Below are 19,994 nucleotides of genomic sequence, written 5' to 3' on the forward strand. Positions count from 1 at the left end.
CCCCTGCCCCCCTGCGGGATGCACACGGAAAAAGATCTGGAAACCACTCTGCTGCGGCCCGTCCCGCCTGACCGGACGTGTGGCGATTGCATGATCTACTGTACCGTTCTCACCGTAGACACGCCTGATTTCAATAAGCCGGCCGGCTCTGCATGTGCTCACCTTGCCGCCGACGGATGCAGCATTCACGCCGTGCGCCCGCAGGTTTGCCGGACCTGGTGCTGCGCCGGCAATGCCGCAATAAGCGGCGCTGCATTTCCTCCCCCCCTTGTCAGACAAGTGCTAGGCCAATCCGAAATTCTGGGCCGTCAGCGTCGGCTTTGTGCTGAGGAAGGCGACCTGGACCATTGCCTGGGAGCCGGAACCGTCGGCGTCGTAATAAAGCGCGCCGGTCGACTTGTTGTAGATGAGATACTGGTCCGGTGCGGTTGCCGCGGTTCCGGCATAGAAGGCCGATGACGGCAGGCTTCCGCTAGGCATCGAGGCAAAGGCGGTGAAGATGCTGCGCGCGAAAACGAGCATGTCCTCGCCCGGCGCAAAGTCCTTCACCGTGTCGCGATCGGCCGATACGGTCAGCGAATCGAACAGGAAGCTGTCCGCCCCTGCCCCGCCGGTCAGTTCATCGAGGCCAGCGCCGCCGACCAGCAGATCATTGCCGTCATTACCCTGCAGGAAGTCGTTGCCGTCTTCGCCATAGATGCCATCATCGCCGCCCATGCCAACGATGAGATCGCCACCCAGGCTGCCGCGCATCAGATTGTTGCCGCCATTGCCGGTCAGGGTATTGGCGAAATCATTGCCGACCACCGCGATATTGGCCGAGCCGGTCTGCGTCAGCTTTTCGAGATTGTCTTCCATCGTAAAATCGACGCTGGCATAAGCAATGTCGGTGCCTTCGCCATAATATTCGACGATCCGGTCGCCCAGATTATCGACATAGAAAATGTCGTTGCCGATGCCGCCATAGAGCATATCGGCGCCACCAGCGCCGTCGAGCGTGTCATTCCCCGAACCGCCGTAGAGGATGTCGCTGCTGGCATTGCCGGTCAGCACATCGGCCCCGCCCAGCCCGTTGATTGTCCACAGATCGTTGGTGGCAGCGGTGAAGATATTCACGCCATTGTCGCCGATAAAATATTTCGGCTCTGGCATGTTGTTGAGGCCGATGGTGAAATTCGATTCCACATAGGCACCCTGGCTGTCGGTCACGCGGCCGACCACCTGGTAGGAGGTCGCCGTTTCATAATCGAGCAAGCTGCCATTGGCGACCGATATCAGCCCCGTTGCCCCATCCACCGAAAAGCGTCCGCCCGCCGTGTTGGTCAGGCTGAACGTCAGCACATCGCCGCTATCGATGTCGCTTGCGCTCAATGTGCCTATGGCCGTGCCGTTGGCCGCATTTTCATTCACCATGTTCCCGGTCAGCGCCAGCGTCGTCGGCGCATCATTGGCGCCCATCACCGTCAGCGTCACGGTGGCGCTGGATTGCATGCCGGCATTGTCCTTGACCGTATAGGTGAAGGAATCGGTGACGCTCTGCCCGACGGCCAGTGACTGATAGGCCGACCCGGGCGCATAAATGATCGTCCCGTTCGACAGGGTCAGCGCGACACCGTTGGTGGTGGTCGCTGGCAGGGCTTGCAGCGTCAGCACATCGCCGGGATCCGGATCGACATCATTGGCCAGCAAGGTGGCCGACGAGAAGGTGGAGCCATCCTCCGATACGCTGACAGTGTCGGCATTCGCGGTGGGAGCGTCATTGACGCCGGCCACGACCACGCTCACCCGCCCGGTCGCGTCGACCCCGACGGTGTTCACCACCTCGTAGGAAAAGAGCGCCGTGCCGCTGAAATTGGCATAGGGGGTGAAGACGATGTTGCCGTCGATATCGAGGCTGATCGTGCCGCCGGAAATCGCCGATGCACCGACCAGCGAGATGGGCAGCCCCTCCGCATCCACATCATTGGCCAGCAATGTCGACGCCAGGATGGTGATGCTCTGATCCTCCACGCCGGCCACCGTGTCCGCCGTGGCGATCAGCGCGGGTGGGCCACCTTGCGGGCCGAGGGGTTCGAACAGCTTATATTTGACGGATGTTCCCAGATTGTCGCCGCCCTGGCCGCTATAATCGGTCCATACCAGCGCGAAGCCGCCATCGGTGCCACCGGCGACCGCCGGATCGGCCTGAGCACCGAGGGATTCGGTATTGACGAGAAACTCGCCACCAATGCGGGCGCCGTTGATGTCGAAAATCTGCCCCTTGATCCCTGCGGTACCATTTTCTGTGGCCGCGCCGCTATAGTCGGACCAGCTGACCATGATATTCCCGCCGGCCATGGCGCTGATGCTGGGCGCCAACTGGCCGCCGGCTACGGTCGTGTTGACCAGTTTTTCGCCGCCGACCTTGGCACCGCTGGCGTCGAATATCTGCAGTTTCAGGCCATAATAGTCATTGTCGCCGCCAACGCCGCTATTGTCGGCCCAGACAATGGAGAAACCGCCATTGGCAAGGCCGATGATCGCCTGCTGCTGCTGATTGCCGGCGGTCGTCGTATTGACGAGAAATTCGCCGCCAACCTTGCTGCCATTGGCCGAGAAGATCTGGGCCTTGACCGCGTCCTTGTTGTTGTCGCCGCCCAGAAGACTGGAATCATGCCAACTGACAACGAATCCGCCGTTGGACAGTGCAGCCACCACCGGCGTATCCTGCGCGTTGGCGGTGTTGGTGTTGACCAGCAATTCCGTGCCCAGCCGGTTGCCAGCGGCATCATAGACCTGCGCCTTGACCGATGTCGAACTGGCGTCTCCACCCTGCAGGCTGGAATCGGCCCAGGTGATGACGAAGCCGCCCGAGGAAAGCGCGGTGATCGCGGGTGTGCGCTGGGCGTTGGCGGTGGCCGTGTTGACGAGAAATTCGGTGCCGGTCGCATTGCCGCCGGCATCATAGACGCGTGCCTTGATGCTGGACACCGAGGCATCGCCGCCCGTCAGGCTGGCATCGACCCAGCTGACGACGAAACCGCCCGACGCGAGCGCGCCAACCACGGCACTGTCCTGGCCGTTCAGGGTCGCAACATTGACCAGAAATTCCGATCCAACCTTGACCCCATTGGCGTCGACGATCTGCGCCTTGATACCGCTGCCGCTGGTATCTGTTCCCTGCGCGCTGCCATCGCTCCACACCATCACGTAGCGGCCATCGGCAAGACCGACGACCGAAGCCTGTTGCTGGCTTCCGGTGGTCATGCTGTTGGCAAGCTGTTCGGTGCCACCGGTATAGCGCTGTTCATTGACGGCATCGGTCAGGTTGAGCGTCACCACCTTGTCGAAGCTGTTGCCGAACGTATCGGTGGCGCGGATGGTCAGGGTCGCCTGGATGGACGTCTCATAATCCAGCAGCAGACTGTCCTGCACCACCAGCTTGTCCTTGTAGACCGCAAAGGCGCCGCCGGTGGAATCATCGAGTATCTGGTAGTTATAGACTGCATTGGATGCGCCATTGGCGCTGAGACTGCCGATGCTGGTATTTTCGACCGCCGTTTCCGACAGGGTCGTATTGGACAGGGTCAGATCGCTGATCGCGGCGGTGGTCGGGGTCAATATCCGCGCCTTGATCGATCCATCGCTGTCGCCGCTCTGGCCGCTATAATCGGTCCATGTCACCAGCAGCGCGCCGGATTGCAGCGCGACGATCGTCGGCATTTCCTGATTGCCGGCGGTGATGCCGTTGATCTGGAATTCGCCGCCGAGCCGATCGCCAGAGGCATCGAATATCTGCGTCTTGATGCCAAAGCCGCTTGCGTCCGATGAGAGGATGCTGTTGTCGCGCCAGCTGACCGCAAATCCGCCATCGACCGTGGCCGTCACCGTGGGCTGATCCTGCGAATTGAGCGTGGTGCTGTTGACCAGCATTTCGGTGCCGACGCGATTGCCGGCGGCGTCATAGATCTGCGCCTTGATGCCCGATGCGCTACTGTCTCCCTGAAGGCTGAGGTCGCGCCAGACGATGACGAAGCCACCGTTCGAGAGGGACGTGATGACCGGCTGGTCCTGGGTCGCTGCCGTCGCGCTGTTGACCAGGAATTCGCCGCCGACCTTGGCACCGCTGGCGGTAAAGAGCTGGGCCTTGATACTGGTCGCCGAACTGTCGCCGCCCAGCGCGCTGTAATCGACCCAGGTCGCCACGAAGCCGCCCGAGGCCAGACCGGTTATCGCCGGTGAGAGCTGGCTGTTGGTGATGGTGTTGTTGACGAGGAATTCGCCGCCGACCTTCGCGCCGCTGGCATTATAGATCTGGGCGCGGACGCCCGTGCCCTTGTTGTCCGGCGCGGTGGCGCTGGCGTCGACCCAGCTGATGACAAAGCCGCCCGAGGCCAGGCTTGTCACCACCGAATTGGACTGTCCCATCTGGGTGGTGCTGTTGACCAGGAATTCACCGCCGACCCTGCTGCCATCGGCGGCGTACATCTGCGCCTTGACGCTGGTCTTGTCGGCATCGCCGCCCTGACCGCTATTGTCGGTCCAGGTGACGATGAAGCCACCCGAAGCCAGCGCCGTGACGGCGGAGGAATCCTGTGCATTGAGCGTGGAACTGTTGACCTGGAATTCGCTGCCGACCGCCACGCCATTCGCATCATAGCGCTGGGCCCGGATGCCGGTTCCACTGCCGTCGCTGCTTGCGTCGGTCCAGGTGACGATAAACCCGCCGGAGGACAGCGCCGCAACCGAAGCATCGGTCTGTATGCCGCTCAGAACCGAATTGATGCGGAACTCGCTGGATCCCAGCAAATAGGCTCCCGTCGCCATGGCCCGTGGCACTCCTCTCACCGATTGCGGTTGGACAGGCGCGCTTCCCAGTCCGCCCGCCATCGCGAAAGGCTAACGCAGCGCAGAAGCCGACGACATGAAAATTCCGGGTGGAATCATGCCATCGGGATAGGCCCACCCTACCCCTTTAGGAGATTTACTTAAGGACCGACCCGCACCACCACCGTATCGATCGCATCGCCCCCCTGGGGGCCGATACAGGCAATCTGGTAGGTGGTGGTCCGGGCCGCCGTCACATGCCGCGATCCGTTAGCCGGAACGCCCAGCCCCAGCAGCTTGCAGCTCTTGATGTTCTGGCCGGTCCAGCTGAGCGTCGTCGTCCCCGCCGCCGCCAATTGGCTCGGCTGCGCCTTGATGCTGATTTCGGGCAAGGGGCCGACATCCTTGATCGCAAAGCCACAGGTCGGATCGGGCAGCATGGCCGAAGGCGCGCGCTGCACGATATCGTCGCCTGCCAGAGAGGAGAGATAATGTTCGAGGTTGGAATAGCCGTCGGAGGCGATCTGTGCGCCATCGCGCCCGTCCGCCGGCGACAGGCCATGCGCGCTCTCCCAATTGTCGGCCATGCCATCCTTGTCCTGATCCAGCGGCGCGGCGCCACCCGGCAGGACCGGCCAGCCACCAACCTGGGACGGCGCGTTGAGAATTTGCCCCTTGCAGACCGCCATGTCGTTCAGGAGCCTTTTATCGGCGGTATCGCGAACCGGCCTGGTCGCGCCGGCAAAAGCCAGGATGTCGCGATAGGCCTGCCCCGGCCCGGTGATGGCCGCAGGCGACAGCGACACCGGAAAGACTGGTGCAGCCCGGATATATTGCCAGTCGCGCGAAGGCATGACGAGCCGCTGATCGCCACTGTTGGCAGGGCGGTGGATGTCGACATTATCCCGGACATAGATATCGAACGGCGCGGGATAATCGCGAAAATAGGCGGCCAGATAGAGTTGATTGGTCTTTTGCGAGGATGGTCCCACGACCGCAACATTACCGATCATGTTGATCGCCAGCGCCCCGAAGCGGGTGTAGAATTCGCCATTATATTGTTGCGAATTGTAGATCACATTGTTGATCATGTCGAAATTGCCGCGCAGGTTGACCAGCGGGTTGCGCCGCACATTGCTGGCGATCAGATTGTGATGGAAGCTGACATTGCGGGCGCCATAGCCGAAATAGCTGCCCCGGCTGTGCGGCCCGCGATTGGCGTCATTCAGCCCTTCGGACAGGATCGACCATTGCACGCTGATGTCGCGCGTCTCGCCGCAGGGAAAGGGCACATCGCCCGATCCGACGATGTTGATACCCTCGTCCGTCGGCCAGGAGGTCGACAGATGATCGAGGATCACGTCATGGGCCGCGCCGCTGATCTGGATCGTGTCGACATTATCCGACGCTTTGGCCGATGCGCCGGGACGCAGGCGGATGTGGCGGATGACGACATCATGCGTCTGCACCAGCATCGGTGAATTGAGCGAATTGCGGATGCGGATGGCGATGCCCCCCGGAGAAGTCTGTCCGGCGATCGTCAGATAGGGCTGCATCACCTTGATCCAGTCGTCGACGACGATCGTGCCGCTGACACGAAAGACGCAGGTCCGCGGCCCCGACGCCTCGGCACATTCGCGCAGCGTTCCTGGTCCCCTGTCCTGCAGGCTGGTCACCAGATAGACCATCCCGCCGCGTCCGCCCTTGGCAAAGCGACCAAAGCCTTCCGCCGTGGAAAATGCCGCCTGTCCGCTCGTGCGCGGCACGGTCTCTTCGCAATTGTCGCTGTTGAAGGAGGAGGATTGCGCGCCCGACTGGCCGGTCGCCTGGGGGCCTGGCAGCATCAGTGCGGTTGTGACGGCAAGGCCGGCGGCAGCAGCGGCAGCGGTCATGATCCACATCGTGACTTTCCCTCTTGCCGCCCCTTCTTCCCGTCGCGCCATCGCATCGCTCCCGCCGTCATGATCGGCCGGGCGCGGCGAAGACGAAGAGGCGCGATACCAGGAAATTGAGACAGAGCGTGGCGCAGATGGCCAGGCCCTTGGCCGGCACGGCACCGATCGGCGTCGCGAACAGCCAGACCAGAAGCGTCGAAAGCACCAGCCCGGCCAGGACCATCAGAACAAAGCGCCCGCCCTGCGACAGCAATACCCCTTCCCGTGCCCTGAAGGTCCAATGGCGATGGAGCAGGAAGGCAAGGATCGCCGAACCGCCATAGGACAGAATATTGGACAGCCGCGCATCCAGCCCCTGCCCCGTCAATCCCAGATAGAGCAGGGCATCCGTCAGCGTCGCGCCACCACCGGCGACCAGGAAGCGCATGGCCTGCCATCGCGCGCTCATGACGGCGCGATCCCACCTGCCGCTTCCCTGGCCGATCGTGGTTGCAGGTTTAGGGCGAACTCGACCGGCGGCGCTGCGGTGCGCTTTACCTGCAGGAATATGCGGCCGACATATTCGCCCAATATGCCCAGGAACATCGCATTGAGCGTGATCGACATCAGAAGCAGCACCGTCGTCGTCGCGAAACCGGCCGGCCAGCCCGCGCCGATGGTCAGGCGCCAGAGCAGATAGACGAAGGTCAGGAGGAAAGTGGTGCTGCCCACCAGCAGGGCAACGAGCGAGGCGATCCGCAATGGCAGCAGCGAATGGTTGAGCAGACCATCCACCGCCAGCCCGATCATCGGCCATAGCGAGAATTTGCTCTGTCCGGCCTGGCGCATGCCGCGGTCATATTCGATGCCGACCTGCGAGAAGCCCATCGCGCTGATGAGCCCGCGCACATAGGGCGTGGTGTCGGCGACGGCGGCCAGTTCCTGCAGGATGCGGCGATCCACCAGGCGGAACTCGCCGGCATCGATGGGCAGATCATACTCGCTGACCGCATTGATGATCCGATAGAAACGGCGCCGCGCCCACTGGGTCGCCGGGCCATCGCCCAGCGAGCGGCGGATACCATAGACGACCTGATGCCCCTCGCGCCAGCGCGCCAGCATCTGCGGTATCATCGCGGGGGGATCCTGAAGATCGCAATCGAGCTGGATTGCGCATTCGCCGCTTGCATTCTTGTAACCGACCAGCACCGATCGCTGATAACCGCAATTGCGGGAAAAGCGGATGACCCGGACGTTGTGATCGACGGCCGCTATCCGCGCAAGAAGCCCGAACGTGCGATCCGTCGAATGATTGTCGGTGAAAATGATCTCATAATCATAATCGGGCAGCCCAACGAATACATCGACGATCGCCCGATAGCAGCGTTCGACATTATCCTCTTCATTATAGGCCGGCACCACGACCGAGACCAGGGTTCGCAAGGGCCCTTCCATCTTCATGCCTGCACCGCCTTGCTGGCGCGGACGGCGGAGATGGTTCTCTCCAGCCCGTCATCCAGCATGATGCGCGCCCGCCAGCCCAGGTTCATGGCAAGCGCCTCCACGGCGAGGCGCAAGGTGACCGGATCATCGATCGTCTCGCGGCGGACCAGTTGCGGATTCGCCCCCGTCAGGCCGACCACGCGATCCGCCAGGTCGCCGACGGCCACATCCGTGCCTGAACCGACATTGAGGATGGTTCCGCCGCGCACATTGCTTTCCGCGATGCACAGCAGGGCATCAACGGCGTCCCCGACATGGATCAGGTCGCGTCTGTCCGTCGGCCGGCTGAGGATGATCGGCCGGCCGGCGATGCAGGCCCCGATCAGGGCGGGAACCAGGAAGTCGGCGGCCTGGCCGGGCCCATAGACCAGCGCCAGTCGCGCGGTCACAATTGGGAATGGCAGGTTGCGGGCCAGTGCCTGGGCATAATAGGTGGCGGCGGTGAGCGATGCGGCATAGGCCGTCAGCGGCCGCTCCCGCTGATCCTCGCGGAACGGCACCGCCTGCGCGCCATATTCCGCGATCGATCCCGTCCGAACGACCATTTGCGGTGGTCGCCCGGTCCGTGCCACGGCTTCGAGCAGCGCCAGGAAACCCGCCAGCGTCTCGACCGATGCGCCGGCCTGCGTCACCGCACCATCATGACGCCACGCGGTATTGCCCACCAGCCAGAAGATATGGGTCGGCGCGCTATCCGCGATACAGGCCTGCAAGGCCGGACCGTGCGAGAGGGCGAGCCGGTGCTGCGTCACGTCGGGCAGCGTCGCCAGTCGCCAGCCATCGCTATCCGGGCGGAGCAGGACATGCACCTCCCACCCCTCGGCGAAAAGGCGTCGTGCCAGATGCGACCCTATAAAGCCTGCTCCGCCGACCAGCAGGGCGCGCATGGGCCTGCGCTCCTCAAGCGACCGCAGCGGAGCGCGTGCGCGGCCCCGCCTGCTGATCGGCAAAGGCAGCGAAGGTCTGCTGCAGATAGTCGATCTGCGCCTCGTCGAGCCCATGATGGCAGGCCAGCAATATGCCGCCGCGCATCACGGCATCGGCAACCGGATAGCCGCCCTCTTCCGTACGACAGGTCACGCCACGCATGGCCGGCTGGCGCAGGATATTGCCGGTGAAGACAGGGCGGGTCTGGATGTCCCAACTCTCCATCCACATCTGCATCTCGCGCCGCGTGAAAGGCGCATTTTCCCGGACGGTCAGCGGGAAGGACAGCCAGCCGGTGACGGACTCATCCAACTGACGGGGCAGTTCGAACCAGTCTTCATATTGGGCGAAGAACGCATATTGCCGCGCAAAATTGGCGATGCGGGCGGCAATATTCTCCTGCAGCCTGTCGAGCTGCACGAGACCGAACGCCGCGCCCATTTCGGAAGGTTCGATGTTGAACCCCAGCGCTTCGAACAGGAATTTCGCATCATATTCGATGCCATCGACCTGCACACCGAAGCGGTTTTCCGCGGCTTCGGAGTCTACGAACAAGGACGAGGTGCGTCCCCAGGAGCGCAGCAGTCGCGCCCTGCGTGCCATTTCGTCATCGTTGATGCAGATCATGCCGCCATTGCCCGCAGCGTTGATGACATGCGAGCCATAGAAGCTGGTGGTGCTGATATGCGATCGCGTACCGGTGCTCTTGCCGCGCAATGTGGCGCCCAGCGTGTCGGCACTATCCTCCACCAGCATCAGCTCGTGGCGTTTGGCGATGTCCATCAGCACATCCCAATCGGGCAGATTGCCGATCAGCGAAGGGATCATCATCGCCCGGGTCTGGGGACCGATCATCGCCTCGATGTGCGCGACATCGATATTGTAGGTTCCCGGCTCTGCATCAATGAATACCGGCACCAGCCCGGCCCGGACGATCGGCGCAACGGTGGTGGCAAACGTCAGGGCCGGCGTGATGACCTCACTCCCGGCCGGCAAGCCGAGCAGTTCGATGGCAAGATAGTTGGCCGAAGAACCGGAATTGACCATCAGCCCGTGATGCTTGGCAAACAGCGCCGAGACGCGGGCCTCCATCGCGCGCACCTTCTCGCCCATCTGCGTGGAGGACCGCAAAACTTCCACCACGGCGGCAATTTCGGCCTCGCCATGGACGCTCTTTCCGTAACTTACGTGCATTGCAGAAGCTCCTCCGAATGGGCGGCGGTACGCAGATCGAGATAGGCCGCCAGTTGCGCGCACGAGAAGGCGGCCATATCGGCGTCTCCCCGCAGATAGTGCGTGTACCAGTCGGCGGTCAGGCGGATGGTGCTGGCCATCGAAAGGCAGGCGCGCCAGCCGAGCACATTGGCCGCCATGCTGCTGTCGAGCCGCAAGGTACGCGCTTCATGCGGGGCGTTGCTGTCGGCGGAGAAGCGGATCGGCAGGTCCAGTTCCGGCGCGCTCGCGATCAGCGCACGCGCCAGTTGCTCTACCGTCACCGCATCATTGTCCGACGGGCCGAAATTCCATGCGGCTTCGGCGGCGGCAGAGGTGCGGGCCAGCATCTGTTCCGCAACCAGCAAATAGCCTGAGAGCGGTTCCAGCACATGCTGCCAGGGACGGATGCTCAGGGGATTGCGAATGATCATCGGATTTTGCGCGGCGGCGGCACGGATGATGTCGGGTATCAGTCGGTCCTCCGCCCAGTCGCCGCCGCCGATCACATTGCCGGCCCGCACGGTCGCCAGCATCGGCCCATCCGGATCGGAGAACCAGCTGCGCCGATAGCATTGCGCGACCAGTTCGGTGCAGGCCTTCGACGCGCTGTAAGGGTCGGTGCCGCCCAGTCGGTCATTTTCCCGATAGGGCCAGGACCAGTCGTGATTTTCATAGCATTTGTCGCTGGTAACGACGATCACCGCCTTGAGCGAAGGCATGGTCCGCGCCTGATCCAGCACATGGGCGGTGCCGATGACATTGGTCGCGAACGTATCGGCGGGTGCCGCGTAGGAGCGGCGGACAAGCGGCTGTGCCGCCAGATGGAATATGACCTCCGCATCGAAGTCCCGGGCGGCGGCGCGCAGGGCGGCCTCATCCCTAATATCGGCGAAGCGGCTATCGATACGCTCGGCGATGCCCGCCGCCGCATAGAAGGAGCGCGATCCCGTCGGTGGTAGCGAAATGCCCCTGACGATCGCCCCGACATGCGCCAGCCAAAGGCACAGCCAGCCGCCCTTGAAGTCGCTATGCCCGGTGACGAGGACGCGCCGACCAGCAAAGGCGGCGGCGATCCGATCGGAAATGCCGGCAGGATCAGGCATAGATTTTCGGCCGCAGTTCCGCGCCATGCGCATTTTCGAACTGAAGCCAGGGAGGCGTGCCCTCAGCGCTCAGCCTTTCGAGCTGATCGCGATCGCGTATGGTGTCCATCGGGTGCCAGAAACCGCGATGCTTGTAGGCAAACAATTCCCCATCGGCCGCGAGCCGGGCAAGCGGGGATTGTTCGAGCGGCTCGGTATCGTCGCCCAGATAGTCGAAAATGCCCGGCTCGAAGACGAAGAACCCGCCGTTGATCCAGGTTTCGTAACTTGTCACCTTTTCGGTGAACCGGGCGACGCGATCATCCTCCAGGTCCAGATTGCCGAAACGGGCTGGCGGCTGGACCGCCGTCACCGTCGCGATCCTGCCATGGGCACGATGGAATGCGAGCAAGGCGTCGATGTCGACATTCCCCACGCCATCCGAATAGGTCACCATGAACGGCTCGTCGCCGAGCCAGTCGCGCAACCGGCGAATGCGTCCAGCGGTCATGGTGGTTTCGCCGGTGTCGACGACCGAGACGTTCCAGTCCATGCTGCGGCACGGGCGCAGGTTCATCTGCCCGGTGCCCAGCGTGACCGTGAAATCATTGTTCATCAGATGAAGATTGTTGAAGAACGCCTTCATCGTCATGCACTTGTACCCACAAGCCAAGACAAAATCCTTTTGTCCGAAATGGCTGTAGATATCCATGACGTGCATCATGATCGGGCGACCATTCACCTCCACCATCGGCTTTGGAATGCGGACGGTTTCCTCGGACAGACGAGATCCCAGTCCTCCTGCCAACAATACGGTTTGCATCGTCGCTCCCCCTTCCTTGGCGTCAGGCCCATATCGGCCCACCCCGCCATGATATCCTGTTGCGGCACGGCCGCGCGTGCGCAGGTGGGTTAGTCGGTGGTCCGTTCGGACAGGGCGGCACCATTATGGGAAACGCCCCTCTCCAAAAGGGCTAGACCGTCCGCGTCCGGCCGCACGAACAACCGGGTTTCATCCCCGCCGATAGGCAGCAGCCGATAGCCGCGCAGCCGGGCATAGCTGGCAAAAGCGGCATCGAGTTCCCCTTCCTCACCGACGAGGATCGCCGCTGGCGGATCGGCGTCGAGAAAGGCGGGCAGGCCATGCGGAGTCGTCGTGGTGAAATAGGGGCGATCGGCAGCCGGCAGATATTGCGCGACGCGGTAGAGGAAAGGTCCGGCGGCAAATTCGCGATAAATCGGCAACCCGCCTTCCAGCACCGCGATCGGCGACAGGGTTGCGACCCTGCCCCGTGCCCCTGCCCTGTCCAGCACTGCCCGGATCTGTTGCCCCTGTCGATGTACGACCATGCCCGTCCAGCGGACCGGCTGCGCCACGCCCGGCACGGCTGCGGCAAGGCGCGGCGTCACGCTGATGACCGCAAGCGCCCCCACGCTTCCCAGCACGGCCGCCATCCAGTGCCGCGCCTCGGCATCGAGCCGGCGGTAGAGGAGGATGAAAAGGAGAATGAAGAAGGGCACCGGCGGTTCATAATATTGCGGGAAGGCCGGCGTCGGCACGAATGCACCGAGCGCGCCGAAGGCCCCCAGTCCCGCCGCGAGAGGGATCGGCCACCAGGCCAACATTGCTGCCCTTGCCCTGCGCACCAATGTTCCCGCAAAAACGCCCGCGAGAATAAGCGCAAGCAGCCCCGATCCGGCCAGCCACACGCCTTCGGCGACCATGATCTTTTCGGGAAAGGACATCGCCTTGGCGGCGGTCGCCTGCTTCCAATAGGCAAGATGGCCGTGCGAGAAATAGCGGACCGTGTGGGCAAATAATCCGTAGGGATCGCTGATCAGAACGACCAGCGCGGGCGAACAGCCGACCAGCCCGCCGATGATCAGCGGCACGAACACCCGCCGCACTCTTTCCCCAAAAGGCAGAGCGCGTGGCAGCAACAGCGCCGCCAGCGCGAAAGGCGGTCCCAGGAACACATAGCTGACCTTCAGCACGGCCGCGAAGCCCATGGCCAGCCCGGACAGGAAAAGCAGGCCCGGACGGACCCGGCCTTCGTCCAGCCCGCGCAAGAACAGATCGAACGAAAGGATCGCGAACGGGACGGGCAGGAAATTATTGGTGACCAGCATTCCTGCCGGGCCCATGAGCACACCCGCCACCAGCACCAGCAAGGCCACCAGGGCAACATGCCGATCCCCCGTCTGCCGCAGCGCAAAGCGATAGAGCAGCAGCCCGGTGGCGATCCAGCACAGGAAGATGAGCAGACGCCCCTTCAACAGCAGATAGCTGTCGCCGGTCAGCGCATAGAGCGTGTGCAGCAGCAGGGGCAGGCCCGGCAGATGATTATATCCCAGCGCCTGATACAGCGGCGCCTGGAACAGCAGCCGACCGGCACTGACATGGATCTGCTCGTCATGCCCCAGCGGAAAGGTGACGATCCGTCCGAACAGGCCGATCAGCACGAAGGCGAGGATCGCATAGATCAGGAACCTGGCCGGCGTCAGGGCATGCCAGCGCTTGGGCGCCCATCCCGACGACGGGCGCCAGAGCGCCGCACGGCTATCCCCGTGCATAGCGCAAGGCTCGCATCCGCCTGGACGAAAGCGCACGCCCACTGCGTCGCCGCAGGTCGGCCTCGCCGCCATGCAGCGCGATCGCCAGTGCCAGCAACACCGGCACCGCCCACAGCCGTGCGTACATATGCGGGCTCGCGGCGGAAAAGAGCAGGAAGGTCGCCAGGACGGACAGGGCAAGCGCCCCGGCCAGCCTGTCCCGCTTCAACGCCGTGAACCCGATCACGCCGCCAACGCCAATCATCGCGATCCAGCCGACAAGGGCGAGAAAGCCGCCTTCCACCCACAGCAGCAGATACATGTTATGCACCGGCGCGCCGGCCGGGCTGATGACGCGATCCTGATCCACACCGACACCGACGAACATATGATCACCGACGCGTTGCCACGCATCCTTGGCCAATCCCAGCCGGTCCTCGAACGTGCCCGCCTCCGCTATGTCGCCGGCCTCCAAGGCGTTCGCGACGCGCTTCTGGAACACGGCGGGCAAAGTGACATTGGCGGCGTTCAGAACGATGCCCAACGCAACGATACCGACCAGCCCGCCAAGAACATAAGCGCGAATGCGACGGTCGCCGAACAGGACGAAGAACAGGATCGCGACAACCATGCTGCCAAAGGCGGTTGCGGACGCGCTCAGCAGCAAGGCATAGAACAGGACGCCTGCGATGACGAGCATCTGCCAGAGGCCGATGACCCGGCGTGCGCGCAGGTAGAAGGCAAAGGGCAAGGCCATCGAGATGGTTGCGCCATTCCAGTTCGCGTCGGTCGCGAAAGCCCCCAGCCGCCCGCTGCCGGACAGGAAATCGAGGCCCAGCGTGGCGCGCGCGTCTTCGAACGAGCCCGAATAGGTAAAATAGACGATGATCCCGATCAGCTCCATCAGGAACACGCCGAACAGCAAGGCGCAGGCCAGTCGGTTGGTGTTGGCGGCACCATGCCCCATCAGCAGGAAAGGCAGCACGACCCAGGCCACGCTATATTGCAGGGCGACGATGATCCAGCGCGTGGGATCATGGCAGAAGAGCGAACTGACGAGCAGGCCGCCCATCATCAGGGCGAAGGCCGCGAACCAGAGCGGCGACAGCAGGCCGAAGGGTTCAAGCGGAATATGTTTCCGGACCAGCAACTGCGCGCCCCCGATCAGCAGGCACAAGTCGCTGACCGTGAACATGATGTCGATCGAGGGGCGCCATGACAGATAGGCCGCCAGGAATATGCCGACCATGATCGCCGTTGGCGGGCTGTCTGCCATCGCCCGCGCATCGGCCACGGTGCCTTCAGACGCACTGCTCATGCCTCGCCTCCCGCTGGCTGCGCCTGGGCCGTCGCGCTGCTCTTTTCCCGATAGATCCGCTGCCCGAAAAAGCGTTGATAGGGCCAGATTTCCAGGCTGATATGGACGAGATGGGTGAGCGGCATGGTCACGGCCACCACGACCGCAGCGAAGATCGCGATCGATCCCAGCACATTGTCGGTGAACCAGCCGAAATGGTCGAATATCCTGCGTATCCCGTAATAGCTGTAGGGATGCACGAGATAGAGGCTGTAGCTGACGGTACCGAGATAGCGGAACAGCGGATTGTCGAGCGCGCGGGCGGTCAGGCTGCCCGGCTGGATCGCGCAATGGAAATAGAGTCCGGCCGACAGGATGATCGGCACCAGGACCGGATCGGCAAAGTCGCTCCAGCTATATTCGAAATGGCCACGGCTGGCGAAGGCGATCATCGCGATCAGGCTTGCAAGCTCCAGACCGCGCGCCGGGATGGGCCAGCGCCACGGCCTGGCACTGGCCAGTCGGATCGCGGCGCCGATGACGAAATAGATGGCGATCGGATGGGTCAGCAGGAAGATCAGTCCGACCATGATTGCGACGGCGGCGCCCGCGCGATTACGATGATGCACCGTAAAATAGACGATCCCGTACATCAGCAGGTAGAAGATCACCTCGTAGGTCAGGCTCCACGCATTGGGCGTAAGCTGCTCGGTGCCAGTGAAAAGGTTGATGAACAGCAGGCCCGAAATCACCGCTTTCGTCGAATTGAGCGCAGGATAGGCATTGGTGATTGCGTTCAGCGCGATGAAGAGCAGCGAAAGCACGAAAAACAGCGGATAAAGCCGCAGGAAGCGGCGCAGCGCAAATTGCTGCGCGCCATAACGCATTGCGCTTGGCAGGATGACATAGCCGCTGATGATGAAGAACAGTTCGACACCAAAAGTGCCTAATGCCCAGGCGCCTGCAATGCCCTGCACATAGGCATCATTCTGGGCATAGATATGTTTGGCGGTGCCGCCCAGAATATGCGCCAGCAGCACCATCATCGCTGCCAGGCCGCGCAAGCCGTGCGCCGCGACATTGAACCCGCCCCCGGCTGTGTCGCGCGGCGAAGCCGGCCGGGTCGGACCGGATGAGCGCGCCAGCAAGGCAGAGGTCGCCTCGCTAGCGATGGGGCGTCTCCTGCCCGGCGCCAGCATGGAGCATGTCGTCATAGATCGCCATGATCGCATCGGCATGGCGCGCTTCGCCGAATTTGAGCAAGGCATCGGCCCGCGCAGATTGGCCGATGCCTTCCATCATCGCAGGATCGCGTAACAGGGTGGCGCAAGCATCGGCCAGCGCCTGAGCGTCCTCTGGTGGAACAAGACGCCCCGTCTCACGGTCTCGGATAGCTTCGATATTGCCACCCGATGCAGTCGCGACGACCGGCGTTTCGACCAGCATCGCCTCGATCAGCGTTCGTCCGAAAGGTTCGTCGATCGCCGGCACCATCAGTAAATCGCACCCCGCCAGCCAGAAGGCGCCGGGAGTGCGAAAACCCATCAGATGGATCGCGTCGCCGACGCCTTGCCGCCGGGCACGATCCGCAACCTGGGCGTCCATGCCGTCAAGCGCCTCGCCGAAGAGCACACCCCGCACATCGAGTTCGGGCGCGACACGGCGAAGCGCAGCAATTGCATCGACGAACAGCAATGGCCGTTTGCGGTCGATCAGGACGCCCGAAAAGCCGACAAGATTGGCGGTGGGCGGCGCATTGATGAGTTCGAGTATCGCCTGCCGGGCCGCCCATCGATCGCATTGGATGGATGTATCGAAAGGGCTGTGTACCACATCGGTACGCAGCCTGCGGCGCAGGCCGCCCGCCTGGTCGCCGGCGAAGTGCGACACCGCAACCACCCGGTTGGCCAGCAGCGGCGCAACCATCCTCAATCCCAATGCATCGGGTGCGCCCCGGTGATGCCAGAGCAATTGGGCTCCTGCCAGCCGAGCGGCCAATGCCCAGGTCGCATGGGTGCGCCCGTCATTGCTGTGGACGATGGCAACCTGGCGTTTGCGCAGGAACCGGGCCAGAGGAATGGCGCCTCGCGTCAGCTCCAGTGCCCGCAACGGGCCGACCCTGCGGCCGTGCTGGAGAGAAATGGAAGCGGGAATGGCCTCGACAGCAATACCCCTGTCCGCAAACAGCCGGGCGATGATGCCCTGCGGGTTCTGGACGATGACGAGCGGCGCGTAACGCTGCTGATCGATCTTGGCGATCAAGCTGCTGGCAGAGATATGGCTGCCCCCCACCAGGTCTCCCACGAAGGGAAAGCATATGGTGACGGCCGACGGCATGCTAGATGGCCCATTGCTCGGGCAACGGGGTTTCAAGCATCAGCCATTCCACTTCCGACCCGCCGCAGAAACGGTCCACGACGTCCAGAAAACGGCCATTAGCAGAAACCTGGAACAGCGTGCCGACATGGCATCCCCGAGCAGAGCGGGCGATCAGCAGGAAGGCCCCGGGCCCGGTCAGATAGCGCACGATGTTGGCCATCGCTCGGCGCAGCGCCTCTTCATCGAAATAGCCGCGATTTAGGATGTTGCAGGCCCGGATGAAGTCAAACCGATGGCGGAACGCGGGGGTATCGACAAAGATGTCATTCTTCTCGATCTGCACGTTCGACGCGGCCTTCAGCCGCGGACTGATGAGGCGCACGGGCGTGACGTCCCCGTCCCCCTGCTTTATGAGGCGCTGGGCACGTCCGCCCAGCCAGGCATTTGCCAGAGCGCGCACCGCGAGCATGCCGGTGGCATAGTCGGCCCGACGACCCCAGGGGCGTACCACCCGGCCCAACACATCATATTGCAACGGATGTCCCGCCTCGTCGGTCAGCACCCGCACGCCCGGATAGGCCTTCACCAATCGACCGTCGATGGCGATGTCGGTGCCGACCACGGCCGGCATATGCCCACAGGCCAGCAATCGCTCATAGAGGGCAAGCGTCGTCGCACCGGACGATATGCCGATATCAAGAACCTGCCCGATGGTGGCGCCACTCAATTCGAAACTTTCCAGACAACGTGCATCCAGGTCATGGAAGCGATCGCTTGCTGTCCGTTTGAAGGTCGAGTTGCGCGTGCGCAGATCCGAAAAGAAACGATCTTCGACATCGGTCGAAGTCGGCTTTCGGGCAGGATGAAAAAAGGCTTTGGCGGTGATGGACATAACGTCTCCCCTGCCTGTTCCTTATCATCCAGCGTCGCTGCGGTGATCGGCAATTTGGGATTACATCTACAGGAAAGCTGCGCTTTTATCCTGATTGGTTCCATGAATTAGCGACGATCATGGTGGAGGGACATGGCTATGGAGAGGGCGCACCCGCTATTGTCGTTCATCATCTCGACCCACGCATGGGGGCTTCGAGCCATGTCGCACCGGCGCGTGCGCGCCGTCACCCACCTGCTGAGCGGAACGGCGGCGACACTGGGCATCACGCTACTTTCCATCGCCCTTACGGCTCGACTGCTACATCCCGCGGCCTATGGCATCCTGGCAATGATCCTGACACTGGGACAGGCAAGCGAGCGCTTGTTGAGTTTCCAGTCTTGGCAACCGGTCATCCGCTATGGCGCCAGCCTTGATCACGAAAAGGATTCCGCCGCGTTTTTCGCGCTGCTCAAATTCGGACTGTTGCTCGACCTGGGCGGCGGCGTTGCGGCGTGGGTGGTGGCGAACGGGATTGCACTGACGGGGCAATGGCTGCTCGGCTACAGCGACGAAACCCTGCAAATGGCCCTCATCTTCCTGGTGTCGCTGCTGTTTAGCTATAATGGTGTGGCCACGGCGATATACCGCCTGACCGACCAATATCGCATGATCGCACGCATTCAGGTCGCCAATGCGCTGCTGAGACTGGCGCTGATCGGCATCGCCTTCGTGATGGATGCAGACCTGTTCGAGATGGTGCTGATCTGGACATTTACCCAGATCATCATGTCGATTTCCAATTTCATCTTTGCGATACGCCTTCTGCCCGCGCCAGGCCTGCGCGCCATTTTCGACGCCAGCGTCGAAGGCATCAACGAGCGCTTTCCGAAGGTATGGCGCTTTGCCCTGGGATCCAATTTTTCCCTGACCGTCTGGTCGAGCGCCCAGCAGGTCGACACGCTGATCGTCGGCTGGCTTGCCGACCCGGCAAGCGCGGGCCTGTTTCACATTGCCAAGCGGATCAGCCGCGTCGTGCAACAGATCGGCAGCCAAGTGGAATCGGTCGTCTATCCAGACCTCAGCCGGCTGGCGGCGGCCGGCAATCGCCGCGCCTTCGTGCGGGTGGTGATACAAACCGAGCTAATCCTGCTCGCCTTTGGCATGGCCTGTTTCCTCACCATCCTGATCGCCGGCGCGAGCCTGATGCGCCTGATCGTTGGAGCGCAATTTGCCGGGGCGGTACCGCTCCTCATCGTCCAGATCCTGGCGGTGACGATGACGATCAGCGGCGCGGCCAGTCGCGCCGGGCTGCTGTCGCTGGGGGAACAGCGGGGCGTCCTACGTACCGTGGTGGCCTGTGCCATGGCCTTCTACTGCTCGGTCGCCCCGCTGATCATGGAATTCGGTGCCATGGGTGCCAATCTAGCCCACCTGGCCTTCGGCATCGTCTGGCTCGGCGGTCTCAGCTTGAACCTTCGCCGCGCGATCAAGGTCGCCCCCTGGCAACAGCGATAGGGCGACAAGGCTTTTCCGATCACACGCAA

At 62.8% G+C, this 19,994-nt stretch carries 14 protein-coding genes; 1 reads left to right on the forward strand and 13 read right to left on the reverse strand.

From position 1 onward, the window contains the following. Positions 1 to 282: 282 nt before the first annotated feature. The 13 genes from CG471_RS20915 to CG471_RS20975 form a co-directional block, all read right to left on the reverse strand. Positions 283 to 4,806, reverse strand: coding sequence for an S-layer family protein (locus tag CG471_RS20915; protein ID WP_180275758.1), 4,524 nt, complete (start codon positions 4,804 to 4,806; stop codon positions 283 to 285). A 161-nt stretch (positions 4,807 to 4,967) separates the two neighbouring features. After that, positions 4,968 to 6,707: a polysaccharide lyase family 1 protein gene (locus CG471_RS20920; protein WP_099233525.1), complete on the reverse strand. Its 1,740-nt coding sequence runs from the start codon at positions 6,705 to 6,707 to the stop codon at positions 4,968 to 4,970. Between the two features lie 58 nt (positions 6,708 to 6,765). Continuing rightward, positions 6,766 to 7,149 carry a GtrA family protein gene (locus CG471_RS20925; RefSeq protein ID WP_097384134.1) on the reverse strand — a complete coding sequence of 128 codons (384 nt, stop codon included), beginning with the start codon at positions 7,147 to 7,149 and terminating at the stop codon, positions 6,766 to 6,768. Then, on the reverse strand, positions 7,146 to 8,141 hold the full coding sequence (locus tag CG471_RS20930) for a glycosyltransferase family 2 protein (RefSeq protein ID WP_099233527.1): 996 nt from the start codon (positions 8,139 to 8,141) through the stop codon (positions 7,146 to 7,148). Before CG471_RS20930 ends, CG471_RS20925 begins: the two co-directional genes overlap by 4 nt. Further along, entirely contained in the window at positions 8,138 to 9,070 is a 933-nt protein-coding gene (locus tag CG471_RS20935; protein ID WP_159078635.1) for an NAD(P)-dependent oxidoreductase, read from the reverse strand. The genes CG471_RS20930 and CG471_RS20935 overlap by 4 nt, the downstream gene beginning before the upstream one ends. A 13-nt stretch (positions 9,071 to 9,083) precedes the next feature. Beyond that, the gene (locus tag CG471_RS20940) at positions 9,084 to 10,304 is read right to left on the reverse strand and encodes a DegT/DnrJ/EryC1/StrS aminotransferase family protein (RefSeq protein ID WP_099233531.1); all 1,221 of its coding nucleotides are present in this window, start codon (positions 10,302 to 10,304) and stop codon (positions 9,084 to 9,086) included. Then, positions 10,295 to 11,428 carry a CDP-glucose 4,6-dehydratase gene (rfbG, locus tag CG471_RS20945; RefSeq protein WP_099233533.1) on the reverse strand — a complete coding sequence of 378 codons (1,134 nt, stop codon included), beginning with the start codon at positions 11,426 to 11,428 and terminating at the stop codon, positions 10,295 to 10,297. Before rfbG ends, CG471_RS20940 begins: the two co-directional genes overlap by 10 nt. Then, positions 11,421 to 12,230, reverse strand: coding sequence for a glucose-1-phosphate cytidylyltransferase (gene rfbF / locus CG471_RS20950; RefSeq protein ID WP_099233534.1), 810 nt, complete (start codon positions 12,228 to 12,230; stop codon positions 11,421 to 11,423). Before rfbF ends, rfbG begins: the two co-directional genes overlap by 8 nt. Positions 12,231 to 12,319: 89 nt before the next feature. Next, positions 12,320 to 13,981, reverse strand: a complete 1,662-nt coding sequence (locus CG471_RS20955) for a glycosyltransferase family 39 protein (RefSeq protein WP_099233536.1) — start codon at positions 13,979 to 13,981, stop codon at positions 12,320 to 12,322. Next, on the reverse strand, positions 13,968 to 15,278 hold the full coding sequence (locus CG471_RS20960; protein WP_099233538.1) for an O-antigen ligase: 1,311 nt from the start codon (positions 15,276 to 15,278) through the stop codon (positions 13,968 to 13,970). The genes CG471_RS20955 and CG471_RS20960 overlap by 14 nt, the downstream gene beginning before the upstream one ends. Then, entirely contained in the window at positions 15,275 to 16,405 is a 1,131-nt protein-coding gene (locus tag CG471_RS20965) for an acyltransferase (RefSeq protein ID WP_180275759.1), read from the reverse strand. Before CG471_RS20965 ends, CG471_RS20960 begins: the two co-directional genes overlap by 4 nt. A 16-nt stretch (positions 16,406 to 16,421) precedes the next feature. Then, complete coding sequence (locus tag CG471_RS20970) at positions 16,422 to 17,594, reverse strand: glycosyltransferase family 4 protein (RefSeq protein ID WP_099233540.1); 1,173 nt, start codon at positions 17,592 to 17,594, stop codon at positions 16,422 to 16,424. Between the two features lies 1 nt (position 17,595). Beyond that, on the reverse strand, positions 17,596 to 18,468 hold the full coding sequence (locus CG471_RS20975) for a hypothetical protein (protein WP_004207861.1): 873 nt from the start codon (positions 18,466 to 18,468) through the stop codon (positions 17,596 to 17,598). A gap of 159 nt (positions 18,469 to 18,627) precedes the next feature. Between CG471_RS20975 and CG471_RS20980 the strand changes: the two genes are divergently transcribed. Continuing rightward, positions 18,628 to 19,965, forward strand: coding sequence for a lipopolysaccharide biosynthesis protein (locus CG471_RS20980; protein ID WP_234831870.1), 1,338 nt, complete (start codon positions 18,628 to 18,630; stop codon positions 19,963 to 19,965). Positions 19,966 to 19,994 lie beyond the last annotated feature (29 nt).

Source organism: Sphingobium sp. IP1, from assembly GCF_002708645.1.
Classification (GTDB): Bacteria; Pseudomonadota; Alphaproteobacteria; order Sphingomonadales; family Sphingomonadaceae; genus Sphingobium; species Sphingobium yanoikuyae.